Here is a 14956-nt window from a genome sequence, read left to right as displayed (position 1 = left end):
GGCGCGCGTCAGCGCGAGCCCGGAATCCATTGCACGGCCGCCGCTGCGGCCCGATGGATTCCGGGCTCGCGACTTCGTCGCGCCCCGTAATGACGAGAAATAATCTCACAAGCAGTCAGGATGACGGAAGAGTGCAGGGCCCGCCGCCTCAATTCTCGATCTTGTACCCCGTCGCCTTGACGATCGGCTGCCAGAACGCCGTGTTCGCGACGAGCTCCTTGGATAGCCCGTCCGCAGTGCTGCCGACCGGGATCAGGCCGATCGCGGTGAGCCGCTCCTTCACCTCGGGCTTGGCGAGCGCGGCACCGGCGGCTGCGCTGAGCTTGCTTGCGAACTCCGGCGGGCTGCCGGCGGGAAGCCACATGCCGTACCAGCCATCCGCGACGAGATCGATGCCGCTCTCCTTCAGTGTCGGAACGTCAGGCGCAAACGGCGAACGCTCCGCGCTCGAGACGGCGATGATCGTCACGCCCTTGGCGCGATGCTGCGGCAGCGCATCGGCCAGCGTCGTGATGCCGAACGGCATGTGGCCGCCGATGAGATCGTTGAGGATCGGCGCGCTGCCGCGATAGGGCACGCGGCTCAAGGAAATGCCGAGCTCCTTCTCGAGCTTGGAGCCCATGAAATGCGGGATGGTGCCGTTGCTCGGCACGCCGAACGTCGCCTTGTCCGGATGCGCCTTCAGCCACGCGACGAATTCCTTGAAATCCTTGACCGCGATCGCCGGGCCGATCACGAGCGCGAATTCGAACCGCGCCAGCAGCGACACCGGCATGAAATCCTTCGCGGTGTCGAAGCTCGGCGTCGTCTCCACCATCGGCAGCAAGTACATGGTGGGGCCCGTCGTCACCAGCACCATGCTGCCGTCGGCGCTCGCGCCCTTCACCGCCTTGATGCCGATCAGGCCGTCGCCGCCGGTGCGGTTCTCGACCACGATGGTCCGCTGCAGCACCGGCGCGATTTCCTGCGCCACCAGCCGGCACAGCGTGTCGCCGCCTGCGCCCGCCGCAAACGGAAAGATGATCTTGGTCAGCCCGGCCTGGGCTTCCGCCCCACCTGCCTGCGTCAGCAGCGGCAGTCCGAGACATCCGGCCATGAACTTGCGGCGATCCATTCGTTTCCCCTTCTGAGCCCATTCTGGTTGGCGGCATTAGAGCCTGCCGGGCGGCCCGGACAAGGCCGACGTTGGTGCCGTTTACCATGCCGGCCGCCTTGCGCCGGCCATCGTCCTGCTGCAAAAGCAGCCTCATCGGCGCCGCTTTCGCTCCGCCGTCTCCCAATGCAGAGCAATTCGTCGCACGCGCCATGGCCAGCCCGCAACTCAGTCAATTCCGCCGCATCGTCGTCAAGGTCGGCTCCGCGCTGCTGGTCGATTCCGACAAGGGCGAGCTGCGCGCGTCCTGGCTCGCCGCGCTCGCCGCCGACATGGCCAAGCTGCATCGCGAGGGACGCGATGTCCTCGTCGTCTCCTCGGGCTCGATCGCGCTCGGCCGCAGCCGGCTGAAACTGCCGCGCGGCCCGCTGAAGCTGGAAGAAAGCCAGGCCGCCGCCGCCGTCGGCCAGATCGAACTGGCGCGGATCTGGTCGGAGGTGCTCGGCGCTCACGGCATCGGCGCCGGCCAGATTCTGGTGACGCTGCAGGATACCGAGGAGCGCCGCCGCTATCTCAATGCGCGCTCGACCATCGGCAAGCTGCTGGAGTGGCGAGCCATTCCCGTGATCAACGAGAACGACACGGTCGCCACCAACGAGATCCGCTACGGCGACAATGATCGCCTCGCCGCGCGCGTCGCCACCATGGCGAGCGCCGACCTGCTGGTGCTGCTCTCCGACATCGACGGCCTCTACGACGCTCCGCCGAAGCACAATCCGAACGCAAAGCTGATTCCGGTGGTCGAGAGCATCTCCTCGGAGATCGAGGCGGTGGCGGGCGACGCCGAGTCCGAACTGTCGCGCGGCGGCATGCGCACCAAGGTCGAGGCGGCAAAGATCGCCACCACCGGCGGCACGCATATGCTGATCGCCTCGGGCAAGATCGAGCACCCCCTGCAGGCGATCGCCGATGGCGGCCGCTGCACCTGGTTCCTGACGCCCGCCAATCCCATCACCTCGCGCAAGCGCTGGATCGCGGGTTCGCTGGAGCCGAAGGGCACGATCACGATCGACGCCGGCGCGGTTGCGGCGCTGCGCGCCGGCGCTAGTCTGCTGCCGGCCGGCGTGATCAAGGTCGAGGGCCAGTTCGCCCGCGGCGACGCCGTGATCGTGCGCGGCCCCGACACCAGCGAAGTCGGCCGCGGCCTGATCGCCTACGACGCCGAGGATGCCGAACGGATCAAGGGCCGCTCGTCACCGGACGTAATGACCATCCTCGGCATCAGCGGCCGTTCCGAGATGATCCACCGGGACGACTTGGTGGTGGGCGGGTAGCGCTCGGAAAGCATCCGCGCCGTCATGCCCGGGCTTGTCCCGGGCATCCACGTTCTTTGTACCGTGGGACAAGCCGTGGATGGCCGGGTCAAGCCCGGCGATGACGTCGGGGCTGGGCCAGTGGCCGAGCCCCGAACACGCCAACTGAAGCCCAGCCATACCCTTCCCACCCTTCGCAGCCGCGGGATTTCCGTGCTAGGACACGCCCTTAGCAGAAGGTTGAACCCATGGCCGCCCCCCTCAAAGCCCTCGACGGCAATGCTGATCTCCAAGCGCTGATGTCCGATCTCGCCGCCAAGGCCCGCGCCGCGGCGCGCGTGCTGGCGCTGGCGCCGCCGGAGCAGAAGAACCGGGCGCTGGAAGCCATGGAGCGGGCGATCCGCAACAACGCGGCCGCCATCCTCGCCGCCAATGCCGAGGACGTCGCGGAGGCCCGCGCCTCCGGCAACGTGACCTCCTCGTTCATCGACCGCCTGACGCTGACGCAGGCGCGAGTCGATGGCATGGCCGAGGGCATCGCCATCGTGCGCGGCATCACCGATCCGGTCGGCGTCGTCACCGAGAGCTGGCAGCGGCCGAACGGCATGACCATCGAGCGCGTGCGCGTGCCGCTCGGCGTCGTCGGCGTGATCTTCGAGAGCCGGCCCAACGTCGCGGCGGATGCCGGCGTACTGTGCCTCAAGTCCGGCAATGCCGTGATCCTGCGCGGCGGCTCCGACAGCTTCCGCTCCTGCCGCGCGATCCACCAATGCATGGTGCAGGGCCTGCGCGAAGCCGGCCTGCCGGAAGCCGCGATCACGCTGGTGCCGACGCGCGACCGCGCCGCGGTGGGCATGATGCTGTCCGGATTGAACGGCGCGGTCGACGTGATCGTGCCGCGCGGGGGAAAAAGCCTCGTCGCGCGCGTCGAGGCCGAAGCGCGCGTGCCGGTGTTCGCGCATCTCGAAGGTGTCAACCACGTCTATGTCGATGCCAGCGCCGATCTAGCCATGGCGAAATCGATCGTGCTCAACGCCAAGATGCGCCGCACCGGCGTCTGCGGCGCGGCCGAGACGTTGCTGGTCGATCGCGCCGGCGCTGCAAATAGCCTGAAGCCGCTGGTCGAGATGCTGATCGACGCCGGCTGCGAGGTGCGCGGCGACGATGCCGTGCAAAAGACTGACGCGCGCGTAAAGCCTGCGAGCGAGGACGATTGGGACACCGAATATCTCGACGCGATCATCGCGGCGAAAGTGGTCGACGGCGTCGACGGCGCGATCACGCACATCCAGAACCACGGCTCGCATCACACCGATGCGATCGTGAGCCAGGATGAGGCCACCGCGAAGAAATTCCTGAGCGAGGTCGATTCCGCGATCGTGCTGCACAACGCCTCGACACAGTTCGCCGATGGCGGCGAGTTCGGCTTCGGTGCCGAGATCGGCATCGCCACCGGCCGCTTTCACGCCCGCGGTCCGGTCGGCGCCGAGCAGTTGACGAGCTTCAAATATCTGGTCCACGGCACCGGGCAGACGCGGCCGTAACGTCGCGAGGCGCGGGCATTGAGCAACAAATTCGTCGTGCCGGGTTTCGTGGCGCAAGCGATCCCACCCTACACGGAGGGCATGCGCATCGGCCTGCTCGGCGGCTCGTTCAATCCGCCGCATGAGGCCCATCGCGCGATCAGCAGGTTCGCGCTGACGCGCCTGCAGCTCGATCGCGTCTGGTGGCTGGTGACGCCGGGCAATCCGCTGAAGGAGAACGGCACACTGCATGAGCTCGGCGCACGCATGCAGGCCGCGCGCGACGTCGCGAACGATCCGCGCATCGAGGTGAGCTGTCTCGAATCCGTCATCCGCACGCGCTACACTATCGACACGATCAACACGTTGCGCCGCCGCCTCACCGGCTTGCGCTTTGTCTGGATTATGGGCGCCGACAACCTCGCTCAATTCCATCGTTGGCAGGACTGGCGGCGCATTGCCGCCCAGGTGCCGATGGCAGTCATCGATCGCCCGCCGCAGAGCTTTCGCGCCCTCGCCTCCCCCGCCGCCAAGGCGCTTGCGCGCTACCGCGTGCCCGAGTCGGAGGCCGCATTGCTCGCGGATCGGCGGGCGCCGGCCTGGGTCTTCCTGACAGGGTTGAAACTGAACCTCTCCTCAACCGGCCTGCGGAACCCGGACGGAAGCTGGAAAGGTACGAAGTGAGACACAGTTGAGAGACGGAGTGTGGGGCTGGGGGCTCTCTGGCATATTGAAACCCTTAACCCCACATGATGTAGTGTAACCGGTGAACACCGGATTCGGTGTTCGCGATACAGTGAAAGGAATGGTCCCTGGCCACGTCTGTATTGTCCAAGTCTGTTTTACCCAAGGTAGCGAAACCGACGCGTAAAACATCGACCAAAGCTGCGGCCTTGAAGGCGCAACCCAACGCCGACAAGACGCTGAGCCTGATCCTCTCCCGCCTCGAGGATATGAAGGCGGAAGAGACGGTCACCATCGACCTTCGCGGCAAATCCGCATACTCCGACTACATGATCGTCACCACCGGCCGGGTCAATCGGCACGTTGGCGCGATCGCGGACAACGTCACGAAGGGTCTCAAGGAAAACGGCATCAGGAACATCCATGTCGAGGGCTTGCCCAATTGCGACTGGGTGCTGATCGATTCCGGCGATGTGATCGTGCACGTGTTCCGACCCGAGGTCCGTGAGTTCTACAATCTCGAGAGATTGTACACGCAGGGCCCTGGGGCGGCGAAGGCGATCTAGAGACTTAAGAGCCGATTTCGAATCGGCTGACGCGCATGCTAGCGTCGTGCGCGCGCGAGATGCGCGCGGTCTTGAAAACGCGACTTCCAGAAGACGTCATGCGTGTTGCTGTCATTGCGGTGGGCCGGCTGAAGCAGGGCCCCGAACGGGAGCTTGCCGACCGCTATTTCGCGCGGTTCGACGAGGTCGGCCGCAAGCTTGGTTTCCGCGAGCTCACCGTCCATGAAATTTCCGAAAGCCGCGCACGCGATGCCGCGACGCGCATGGCCGAAGAGGCCGCCGCGATCGCTGCGCACATTCCGGACAAGTCGATCCTGGTGGCACTGGACGAGCGCGGCCAGAATCTCGACTCCACCGTATTCGCACGGCATCTCGGGCGCTGGCGCGACGAGGGCGCCGGTCATACTATCTTCGTGATCGGAGGGGCGGACGGACTTTCGCCCGAATTGCGCCGTAAGGCCAAGCTCGCGATCGCGTTCGGCTCGGCGACCTGGCCGCATCAAATGGTCCGCATCATGATTCTGGAACAGCTTTATCGGGCCGCAACCATTCTGGCCGGCCATCCCTACCATCGCGCGTGATCCGCGCCCTGACGAAACGATTCTTCGACTGATGCAGCGCGCGCCGAGCCTCACTGTGTTGCTGATCGCGGGCTTCGCCGGCGCAAGCCTCGCGCAAGCCCAGACGGCGACGCCGGCCCCGCAGGCCGCAGCGCTCTCGTCCGAAGCGATCAAGCAACGCGAGCAGGAGCTGGAAGCCGCCCGCGCGCAGCAGAAGAGTGCCGAGGAGGCGCAGGCCAAGCTCAAGGCCGAGATCACCACGCTCGGCCAGGATCGCACCCAGCTCAATCAGCAATTGATCGACACCGCCGCCAATGTGCGCACAGTCGAGACCAAGATCGACGAGGCCGAGGCACGGCTGCAAAACCTGAACGGCCGCGAGCAGGAGATGCGCACCTCGCTTGATTCGCGCCGCGCCGACATCGTTGAAGTCCTGGCTGCGCTCCAGCGCGCCGGCCGGCGCACGCCGCCGGCGCTTCTGGTGCGCCCCGAGGACGCGCTGCAATCCCTGCGCACCGCCATGCTGCTCGGCGCGGTGGTGCCGGAACTGCGCGGCCGCGCCGAAAGAATCGCGGTGGAGCTCGGCGAGCTCGTGGCCTTGCGCAGGAACATCGCCACCGAGCGCGATCAGCTCGCCGCCGACCGTGACAAGGTCCGCAACGACCAGACCCGGCTCACCGCTCTGGTCGACGAACGTCAGCGCCAACAGGCCTCGCGGGAAAAGGACCTCGATGCCGAGAAGACGCGCGCCATCACGCTGTCCAGGCAAGTGGGCGATCTCCAGGGCCTGATCGCGAAGATGGAGCAGGACCTGCAAAGCGCCGCCAAGGCCGCTGAGGCCGCAAAGCAGGCTGCGGCTGCGAGCCAGGCCGCAGCCAACGCCAAGCCCGGCCCGGCGGTTTTCAAGGACCGGTCCCGGACCAGCCCGGCAATCGCCTTCGCCTCAGCCAAGGGCCTGCTGCCTTTTCCGGTTAACGGTAACAAGATCAGGGACTTTGGCGGTTCCGACGGCGTCGGCGGCGTGCAAAAAGGCATTTCCTTGGCAACCCGGCCCGGATCCCAGATCACAACGCCGTGCGACGGCTGGGTGGTCTATGCCGGCCCGTTTCGCAGCTATGGACAACTCTTGATCCTCAATGCCGGTGGCGGGTATCATGTCCTGATCGCCGGGATGGAGCGCATTTCGGTCAACATTGGACAGTTTGTGCTCACGGGGGAACCGGTCGCGACCATGGGGTCGACATCCCAAGTCGCCTCCATTCTCGCCACTAACGCGAGTCAACCTGTGCTGTATGTCGAGTTCCGCAAGGACGGGACTCCAATCGATCCAGGCCCATGGTGGGCCGCAAATGAAGGCGAGAAGGTTCGCGGATGATGCGCAAGACTTCAGTTATCCTCCTCAGCGCGGCCACCGGTGCGGCGCTGACGCTGTTCGTGACCCAGCCGCGCGCGGTGTTCATGGGCTCGAGCGCACGGGCGGCGACCGCGGACACCTATCGCCAGCTCAATTTGTTCGGCGACGTCTTCGAGCGCGTGCGCTCCGACTATGTCGAGAAGCCCGACGACACCAAGCTGATCGAATCCGCCATCAGCGGCATGCTCACCGGCCTTGATCCGCATTCGAGCTACATGGACGCCAAGAGCTTCCGCGACATGCAGGTGCAGACCCGCGGTGAGTTCGGCGGCCTCGGCATCGAGGTCACCATGGAAGACGGCCTGATCAAGGTGGTCTCGCCGATCGACGACACCCCGGCCTCGCGCGCCGGCATCATGGCCAACGACATCATCACCAATCTCGACGACGAGGCGGTGCAGGGCCTGACCCTGAACCAGGCGGTCGAGAAGATGCGCGGCCCGGTCAACACCAAGATCAAGCTCAAGATCATCCGCAAGGGCCAGGACAATCCGATCGACGTCACGTTGGTGCGCGACAACATCCGCGTCCGTTCGGTGCGTGCGCGCGTCGAGGCCGACGACATCGCCTATATCCGCATCACCACCTTCAACGAGCAGACCACCGAAGGCCTCAAGAAGGAGGTTGCGAACCTCTCCAACCAGATCGGCGACAAGCTGAAGGGCTTCATCATCGACCTGCGCAACAATCCGGGCGGCCTCCTGGAAGAAGCGGTCACCGTTTCCGACTCGTTCCTCGAGAAGGGCGAGATCGTGTCGACCCGCGGCCGCAATGCCGAGGAGACCCAGCGCCGCACCGCCCATGCGGGCGATCTGACCAAGGGCAAGCCGGTGATCGTGCTGATCAACGGCGGCTCGGCCTCGGCGTCGGAAATCGTCGCCGGCGCGCTGCAAGACCACAAGCGCGCGACCATCGTCGGCACGCGCTCCTTCGGCAAGGGCTCGGTGCAGACCATCATCCCGCTCGGCTCGGGCAATGGCGCACTGCGGCTGACCACGGCGCGCTATTACACGCCGTCGGGCAAGTCGATCCAGGCCAAGGGCATCGTGCCCGACATCGAGGTGCTGCAGGACGTACCGGACGAGCTGAAGTCGCGCACCGACACCAAGGGCGAGGCCTCGCTGCGCGGCCACCTGAAGAACGACGGCGACGAGAAGACCGGCTCGCAGTCCTACGTCCCGCCGGACGCCAAGGACGACAAGGCGCTCAAGATGGCCGACGACCTCCTCCACGGCATCAAGAACAGCGCCTCCGCAGCGCCTGCCCCGGGCAGCGACAAGGCCGCGGCCGACAAGCCCAAGGCGGCGAACTGATCGCACCACGATATCTGTCGGAAAGGGCGGCTCCTGGAGCCGCCCTTTTTGTTCGGAGCTTGGACACCGCGCCCCCGGCCTATCCCGGCCTGCCGCCGCTTGACCGTGGCGTGGTATCGTCGGCCCGAGTGATTCGGGATCGCGCATGACTGAAACGGCCGATGATCTGAGCGCCCCGCTCGGACAGGATACGCCGCACCGGAAACGCCGGCTGCGGCTGCCGTTCACCGCCATGCAGGCGCTGGCAGTCATGCTTGGCCTGTTCCTGGTCAGCTTTGCCGGCTTTGCCATCTTCAACAAGGATCAGCTCGGCGGCGAGCCGATGGTGCGGATCGCGATCCGCGAGCCGAAGGCGACCGAGGACAAGCCGGCCGCGCCGGCCGCATCCAGCTACGGGCACGAGACCAAGGAAGCGCCGAAACAGGCCGCGCCGGGCGAGCAGAAGACCGTCACCATGATCGACGGCTCCACCGGCGCACGCCGCGACGTGGTGATCGGCAGTGGCGACGACGCCGGCGACAAAGACGCCGCGTCCGCTCCGCCGCCCATCATGGCCGGGATCGACCAGAAGCTCCTGGAGAAGTCGCGCTACGGCATGATTCCCGTGGTCGCGGACGGGGCGAGGCCGTTCAACGTCTATGCGGCGGACGCCGACCGCGCCAAGGCCGCCAAGATGCCGGTGGTCGCGATCGTGATCGGCGGCCTCGGCGTCGGCGCGGCCAAGACCACCGATGCGATCATGAAGCTGCCGCCGGCAGTGACGCTGGCCTTCACGCCCTATGGTGCCGATCCCGGCAAGCTCGCCGAGCGCGCCCGCGCCCAGCGCCACGAGATCTTCCTGCAGATCCCGATGGAACCCTACGACTTCCCCGACAATGATCCGGGGCCGCAGACGCTGCTGACGTCCCTCAGCCAGGACCAAAACCTCGACCGTCTGTACTGGCATCTGAGCCGGATGCAGGGCTATGCCGGCATCACCAATTTCATGGGCGCACGCTTCGTTGCGACTGACGCAGCGATGCAGCCGGTCATCCGCGAGGCGGCCAGGCGCGGGCTCGGCTTCTTCGACGACGGCTCCTCGCCGCGCAGCATCGCACCCCAGGTCGCGGCCGGCCAGTCGATGCCGTTCGGTAAAGGCGACATCGCGCTCGACGCGGTGCCGACGCCAACCGAGATCGACCGTGCCCTGAACAAGCTCGAATCGGTCGCGCGCGAACGCGGCGTCGCCGTCGGCACCGCCTCCGCGCTTCCGGTCTCGATCGAGCGAATCGGGACCTGGATCAAGACGCTGGGGGACCGGGGCATCCTATTGGTGCCATTGACAACCGCGATGCTGAAATCAAAATCCAGCTAAATCAACGAATTGGTTCGGCACGGGTCTCAAGGGGCCGACGTGCCTGCCGGCAGGAAATGAGAGGTTTGGCGGAATGGCGCGTTACGAGGATCTGCCCTACCGAACCTGCGTCGGCGTGATGTTGATCAACAAGACGGGGCTGGTTTTCATCGGCCGCCGAGCCGGCGGCATCGAGCATGTCGACGAGGCCCATGTCTGGCAGATGCCGCAGGGCGGTGTCGATCCCGGCGAGGACACGTGGGAAGCCGCCAAGCGCGAGCTCTATGAGGAGACCAGCGTGCGCTCGGTGGAGCGGATCGGTGAGGTCCCGGACTGGCTGATCTATGACATTCCGCGCACGGTCGCCGGCCGCGCCTGGAAAGGCCGCTATCGCGGCCAGCGCCAGAAATGGTATGCGGTGCGCTTCACCGGCAAGGACAGCGAGATCGACGTCGAACATCCCGGCGGCGGCGGCCACAAGGCCGAGTTCGTGACCTGGCGCTGGGAACCGATGAAGAATCTCACCGGGCTGATCATTCCGTTTAAGCGCCCGGTCTACGAGCGCGTGGTGAAGGAATTTTCCGCGCTGGCGGATGAGTGATTTGCATCGTCATTCCGGGACGTGCGAAGCACGAACCCGGAATGACGGCGGAAACACATCGGTGACCAATCAAAAGCCCTACCGCCCCAATGTCGGGATCGCCCTCTTCAACGCCGACGGCCGCGTGCTGATCGGCCATCGTTTCAAGGGCGACGGACCCGAGATCATCCTGCCCGGCCTTGACTGGCAGATGCCGCAGGGCGGCGTCGACGAGGGCGAGAACCTGCGCGATGCGGCGATGCGCGAGCTCTGGGAAGAGACCAGCGTCACCAGCGCCGAGTATCTCGGCGAGACCGATTGGTTCACCTACGAATTCCCGCCCTATGACGGGCCACAGACGCATCGACTGGCGAAATTCCGCGGCCAGCGCCAGAAATGGTTCGCTCTGCGCTTCACCGGCCGCGAGGACGAGATCGACCCGCTGACGCCGCGCAACGACCAGCCCGCCGAATTCGATGCATGGCGGTGGGAAAACCTCGATCGCGTCGCCGATCTCGTCGTGCCGTTCCGCCGCGAGGTGTATCGCGCGGTGGCGGAGCAGTTCGCACCGTTCGCGCGTTGAGTGCTGATGAGCCGCCTTTGGAAGGCGGTGCACTTCACCTCGCCCCGCTTGCGGGGAGAGGTCGGAATTCAAGCGCAGCTTGAATTCCGGGCGAGGGGGACTCTCCGCGAGTCCGACTCTCACCGCCCCTGTGGAGACGCCCCTCACCCCAACCCTCTCCCCGCAAGCGGGGCGAAGGAGCGCACCTACTCTGACGCGGGTCGATTTCTTCCAACTCAGCCTAGTTCGTAGGTCCGACCGTGAATGGCCCGATCGCGATGACGTGGCAATCGCTGTCGTGCTTGGCGCAATCGGCCAACGCTGAATTGACCGCGGTCTGCTCGTCCGCGGCCTTCAGGCCGAGACCGGGCCGGCCTGCGGTGCCAACGGCGACTGCATTCCAGCCCATGCCGTCGCCGAGCTTGCGCACGACCTCGTCGCGCGCATCGGCCACGATCGAGGGATTCGAGGCGGCGTGGAAGAATCCGGTGATCCTGAGCACGGTCGGGAGCGGCACGACGAAATTGTCGTCGACCGCTACGATCATGCAGGCGACGCCGGCGATCGCGCCGCAGGATTCCAGCGCACGCCGCGCCGACTCGTCGACGGACGACGTGCCCAGCACCATGAAGTACTGACCGCCCGGGCCGAGCGCGATCGAGCGGGATTTCGCGGCCGGCACATACATGTTCTCGAGCCGGACTTTTGCCGGATCGCGCACGATCGGAAAGTCCTTCGAGGCGAACGCGCGCTCGGTCATGGCGTCATGGCGAACCCACGGCTGCGGCGGCATCGGCGGCTTGCCATGCGTGTAGACGACCGTATTGCCGACGGCATAGAGCTCGCAGCGGCGCGGCGATTGCGCCGAGTCGGCCCGCTTCTGACACTGGTCGAGCGCCATGTTGCGCGCGGCTTCCTCGTTCGGCTGGTTGAGGCCGTAGCCGGCGAATCCGCCGATGTTCAGGGCGAAAGCCTTGTAGTCGCCGGCGGCGGAATACTCATTGGAGAGATAGGCACGCACGCGCTCGCCGACGAAGGGCACCGTGTCCGCCGGGAGCTTGCCGCCTGAGGCGGCTGGCGGCGACGGGACGGACACCGGCGCCGGCGTGGCCGCGGCCACGGCGCTTGGTGCCGGCATCGGTGCCTTTGCGGCTATCGCGGGCGTCGGGCTTGGGACTGCCGCTGCTGCCGCACTCGGCACCGGGCTCGGCGTGGACGCAGCAATGGCCGACGGCGCCTTGGTGGTCTCGAGCTTGGTGAGATAGAGGAAGCCGCCGACGCCAATCGCGACGATGGAGACGACGCCGACCACCAGCGGCCACATCCAGTTCGGTGCGGATGCGGGCTTGGCCACCTTCTTCACCTGCGGCGTGGTGTAGGTCCCGTCCTCGCGCCGCATCGCCACCATGTAGGCGTGCACGGGCGTCGGGATGTTCTTGACCTCCTGCGCGCCGATATCGGCGAACTGCACCGAGAGCTTGTTGGCGACCTGCTCGTGCACGGCGCGGGAGACGCAGATGCCGCCGACCTCGGCAAGCCCCTCCAGCCGCGCCGCGATGTTGACGCCGTCGCCCAGAAGGTCGCCGTCGCGCTCGACCACGTCGCCGATGGTGATGCCGATCCGGAACGACATCTGCCGGCTCGGCGGATAGGCCATGTTGCGGGTCCGCAAGGACTCCTGGATGTCGATCGCGCAGCGCACCGCGTCCACTGCGCTCGGAAATTCGGCGAGCACGGCATCGCCCGCCGTGTTGAAGATGCGCCCGCCTGCTTTCGCAATGAAATCGTCGACGACCTCGCGATAGGACGCCAGACGCCGCAGCGTCTCTTCCTCGTCTTCCGCGACCAGCCTTGAATACCCGGCAATATCGGCCGCGAAAATCGCTGCGATCTTGCGTTTCATCTGCACCAGCCCCGGAACAAAATTCGCGAGCGCAGAATGCCGTTATCGGCGGCGCGGTGCAACAAAGTTTCAGCGCCCGCCACGGTAGTGACGAGCGCTGAACCTATTCAGGAATTTCAGTTCGAGCCCCGGAGCGATGCCCCGGGGCTTAGTGCATCGCCGTCGTATTGAGCTCGTGCTGGATGCTCTTGTAGTGGTCGAGCCGCGCGATCGCGAGATCGAGCTCGCCGCCTTCCTTCTCGGACAGCTTTTCCTGCATCTGCTCGATGGTATCGGCAAACTGCGCCCGATCAATTTCCTCGATCGAGGTGGCGACGTCGGCGAGAACCGTCAGGCGATCGTCGGAGACTTCGGCGAGACCCCCGAGCACAATCACCTTCTGCTTCTGGCCGCCGCTGAAGATGGTCAGGATGCCAGGGCGTACCGCTGCCACCACAGGAGCATGCCCGGCAAGCACGCCGAAATCACCTTCCCAGCCGGGAATGTCGACCTGGTCGACTTCGCCGGAGAATGCGAGCCTTTCGGGGGAGACGAGATCGAAGTGGAAGGTGGCCATGGAGAACCTGCGAATGGTGGGTAGCGAATGGCGAGTGGCGAAAACAGGGAGCAGCTACTCACTACTCCCGCTTCGCTGTTCGCCAGCTCAGGCGGCCTCGGCCGCCAGCTTCTTGCCCTTCTCGACTGCCTCTTCGATGGTGCCGACCATGTAGAAGGCGGCTTCCGGCAGGTGGTCATACTTGCCTTCGCAGAGGCCGCGGAAGCCCTTGATGGTGTCCGCGAGGTCGACGAACTTGCCGGGCGAGCCGGTGAAGATTTCGGCGACGTGGAACGGCTGCGACAGGAAGCGCTCGATCTTGCGGGCGCGGGCCACCGTCAGCTTGTCCTCTTCCGAAAGCTCGTCCATGCCGAGAATGGCGATGATGTCCTGCAGCGACTTGTAGCGCTGCAGCACCTGCTGGACCATGCGCGCGGTGTCATAGTGCTCCTGACCGACGACGAGCGGCGAGAGCATGCGCGAGGTCGAGTCGAGCGGATCCACCGCGGGGTAGATGCCCTTTTCCGAGATCGCACGCGACAGCACGGTGGTCGCGTCCAAGTGCGCGAACGAGGTCGCCGGCGCCGGGTCGGTCAAGTCGTCGGCCGGAACGTAGATGGCCTGCACCGAGGTGATCGACCCCTTCTGCGTGGTGGTGATACGCTCCTGCAGCGCGCCCATGTCGGTGGCGAGCGTCGGCTGATAACCCACCGCCGAAGGAATACGGCCGAGCAGCGCCGACACTTCCGAGCCGGCCTGGGTGAAGCGGAAGATGTTGTCGACGAAGAACAGCACGTCCTGGCCCTGGTCGCGGAAGTGCTCGGCGACGGTGAGACCGGTGAGGCCGACGCGGGCGCGGGCGCCCGGCGGCTCGTTCATCTGGCCGAACACCAGCGCGCACTTCGACTTCACGCTCGGATCCGGATTGTGCGGATCGGCGTTGACCTTGGACTCGATGAACTCGTGATAGAGGTCGTTGCCCTCGCGGGTACGCTCGCCGACGCCGGCGAACACGGAGTAACCGCCGTGCGCCTTGGCGACGTTGTTGATCAGCTCCTGAATCAGCACGGTCTTGCCGACGCCGGCGCCGCCGAACAGGCCGATCTTGCCACCCTTCGCGTATGGAGCAAGAAGATCCACGACCTTGATGCCGGTGACGAGAATTTCGGCTTCGGTCGACTGGTCGGTGTAGGTCGGCGCTTCCTGGTGGATGGCGCGCAGGCCTTCGGACTTGATCGGACCGGCTTCGTCGATCGGCTCGCCGATGACGTTCATGATGCGGCCCAGCGTGCCGTCACCCACGGGAACCGAGATCGGTTGACCGGTGTCGGTCACTTCCTGGCCGCGCACCAGACCTTCGGTGGCGTCCATCGCGATCGTACGGACGGTCGACTCGCCGAGGTGCTGCGCGACTTCGAGCACCAGGCGGTTGTTGCCGTTCTTGGTCTCCAGCGAGTTGAGAATGGCCGGCAGGTGGCCTTCGAACTGCACGTCGACGACGGCGCCCATGACCTGAGTAACGCGACCGATCTGGTTGGCTGCTGTAGCCATTTACTGTCTCCTTCGATCCGAATTTC

General features: G+C 65.8%; 14 protein-coding genes. 10 read left to right on the top strand and 4 right to left on the bottom strand.

The genetic code is table 11. From position 1 onward, the window contains the following. Positions 1-148 precede the first annotated feature (148 nt). On the bottom strand, positions 149-1114 hold the full coding sequence (locus tag AXW67_RS14735; protein WP_063678458.1) for a Bug family tripartite tricarboxylate transporter substrate binding protein: 966 nt from the start codon (positions 1112-1114) through the stop codon (positions 149-151). A gap of 191 nt (positions 1115-1305) precedes the next feature. On the opposite strand from AXW67_RS14735, the gene proB reads away from it, so the two are divergent. The 10 genes from proB to AXW67_RS14685 all read left to right on the top strand — a co-directional run bounded on the left by proB (position 1306) and on the right by AXW67_RS14685 (position 10962). Beyond that, positions 1306-2427, top strand: coding sequence for a glutamate 5-kinase (gene proB / locus AXW67_RS14730; RefSeq protein WP_063678493.1), 1122 nt, complete (start codon positions 1306-1308; stop codon positions 2425-2427). A gap of 227 nt (positions 2428-2654) precedes the next feature. Continuing rightward, complete coding sequence (locus AXW67_RS14725; protein ID WP_063678457.1) at positions 2655-3950, top strand: glutamate-5-semialdehyde dehydrogenase; 1296 nt, start codon at positions 2655-2657, stop codon at positions 3948-3950. Positions 3951-3968: 18 nt separating this feature from the next. After that, a complete protein-coding gene (locus AXW67_RS14720; RefSeq protein ID WP_063678456.1) occupies positions 3969-4613 on the top strand; it encodes a nicotinate-nucleotide adenylyltransferase in 645 nt (214 codons plus the stop codon). Positions 4614-4822: 209 nt separating this feature from the next. After that, the gene (gene rsfS / locus AXW67_RS14715; protein WP_063678455.1) at positions 4823-5179 is read left to right on the top strand and encodes a ribosome silencing factor; all 357 of its coding nucleotides are present in this window, start codon (positions 4823-4825) and stop codon (positions 5177-5179) included. 98 nt (positions 5180-5277) lie between these two features. After that, the gene (rlmH, locus tag AXW67_RS14710; protein ID WP_063678492.1) at positions 5278-5760 is read left to right on the top strand and encodes a 23S rRNA (pseudouridine(1915)-N(3))-methyltransferase RlmH; all 483 of its coding nucleotides are present in this window, start codon (positions 5278-5280) and stop codon (positions 5758-5760) included. A gap of 31 nt (positions 5761-5791) precedes the next feature. After that, positions 5792-7114, top strand: coding sequence for a murein hydrolase activator EnvC family protein (locus tag AXW67_RS14705; protein WP_063678454.1), 1323 nt, complete (start codon positions 5792-5794; stop codon positions 7112-7114). Beyond that, positions 7111-8466: a S41 family peptidase gene (locus AXW67_RS14700; RefSeq protein WP_063678453.1), complete on the top strand. Its 1356-nt coding sequence runs from the start codon at positions 7111-7113 to the stop codon at positions 8464-8466. Before AXW67_RS14705 ends, AXW67_RS14700 begins: the two co-directional genes overlap by 4 nt. Positions 8467-8611: 145 nt before the next feature. Continuing rightward, on the top strand, positions 8612-9820 hold the full coding sequence (locus AXW67_RS14695) for a divergent polysaccharide deacetylase family protein (RefSeq protein ID WP_063678452.1): 1209 nt from the start codon (positions 8612-8614) through the stop codon (positions 9818-9820). A 73-nt stretch (positions 9821-9893) separates the two neighbouring features. Next, on the top strand, positions 9894-10400 hold the full coding sequence (locus AXW67_RS14690) for an RNA pyrophosphohydrolase (protein WP_063678451.1): 507 nt from the start codon (positions 9894-9896) through the stop codon (positions 10398-10400). Positions 10401-10461: 61 nt separating this feature from the next. Beyond that, the gene (locus AXW67_RS14685) at positions 10462-10962 is read left to right on the top strand and encodes an RNA pyrophosphohydrolase (RefSeq protein WP_063678450.1); all 501 of its coding nucleotides are present in this window, start codon (positions 10462-10464) and stop codon (positions 10960-10962) included. A 220-nt stretch (positions 10963-11182) separates the two neighbouring features. Here the strand turns inward: AXW67_RS14685 and AXW67_RS14680 are convergent, their stop codons facing one another. The 3 genes from AXW67_RS14680 to atpD all read right to left on the bottom strand — a co-directional run bounded on the left by AXW67_RS14680 (position 11183) and on the right by atpD (position 14930). Next, complete coding sequence (locus AXW67_RS14680) at positions 11183-12844, bottom strand: adenylate/guanylate cyclase domain-containing protein (protein ID WP_063678449.1); 1662 nt, start codon at positions 12842-12844, stop codon at positions 11183-11185. Between the two features lie 148 nt (positions 12845-12992). Then, positions 12993-13400 carry a F0F1 ATP synthase subunit epsilon gene (locus tag AXW67_RS14675; RefSeq protein WP_063678448.1) on the bottom strand — a complete coding sequence of 136 codons (408 nt, stop codon included), beginning with the start codon at positions 13398-13400 and terminating at the stop codon, positions 12993-12995. An 87-nt stretch (positions 13401-13487) separates the two neighbouring features. Further along, entirely contained in the window at positions 13488-14930 is a 1443-nt protein-coding gene (gene atpD / locus AXW67_RS14670) for a F0F1 ATP synthase subunit beta (RefSeq protein ID WP_063678447.1), read from the bottom strand. Positions 14931-14956 lie beyond the last annotated feature (26 nt).

It is taken from the genome of Bradyrhizobium neotropicale (assembly GCF_001641695.1).
GTDB lineage: Bacteria > Pseudomonadota > Alphaproteobacteria > Rhizobiales > Xanthobacteraceae > Bradyrhizobium > Bradyrhizobium neotropicale.
Note: the sequence above shows the minus strand (reverse complement) of the source record. Positions and strands in the feature narration are given on the sequence as shown.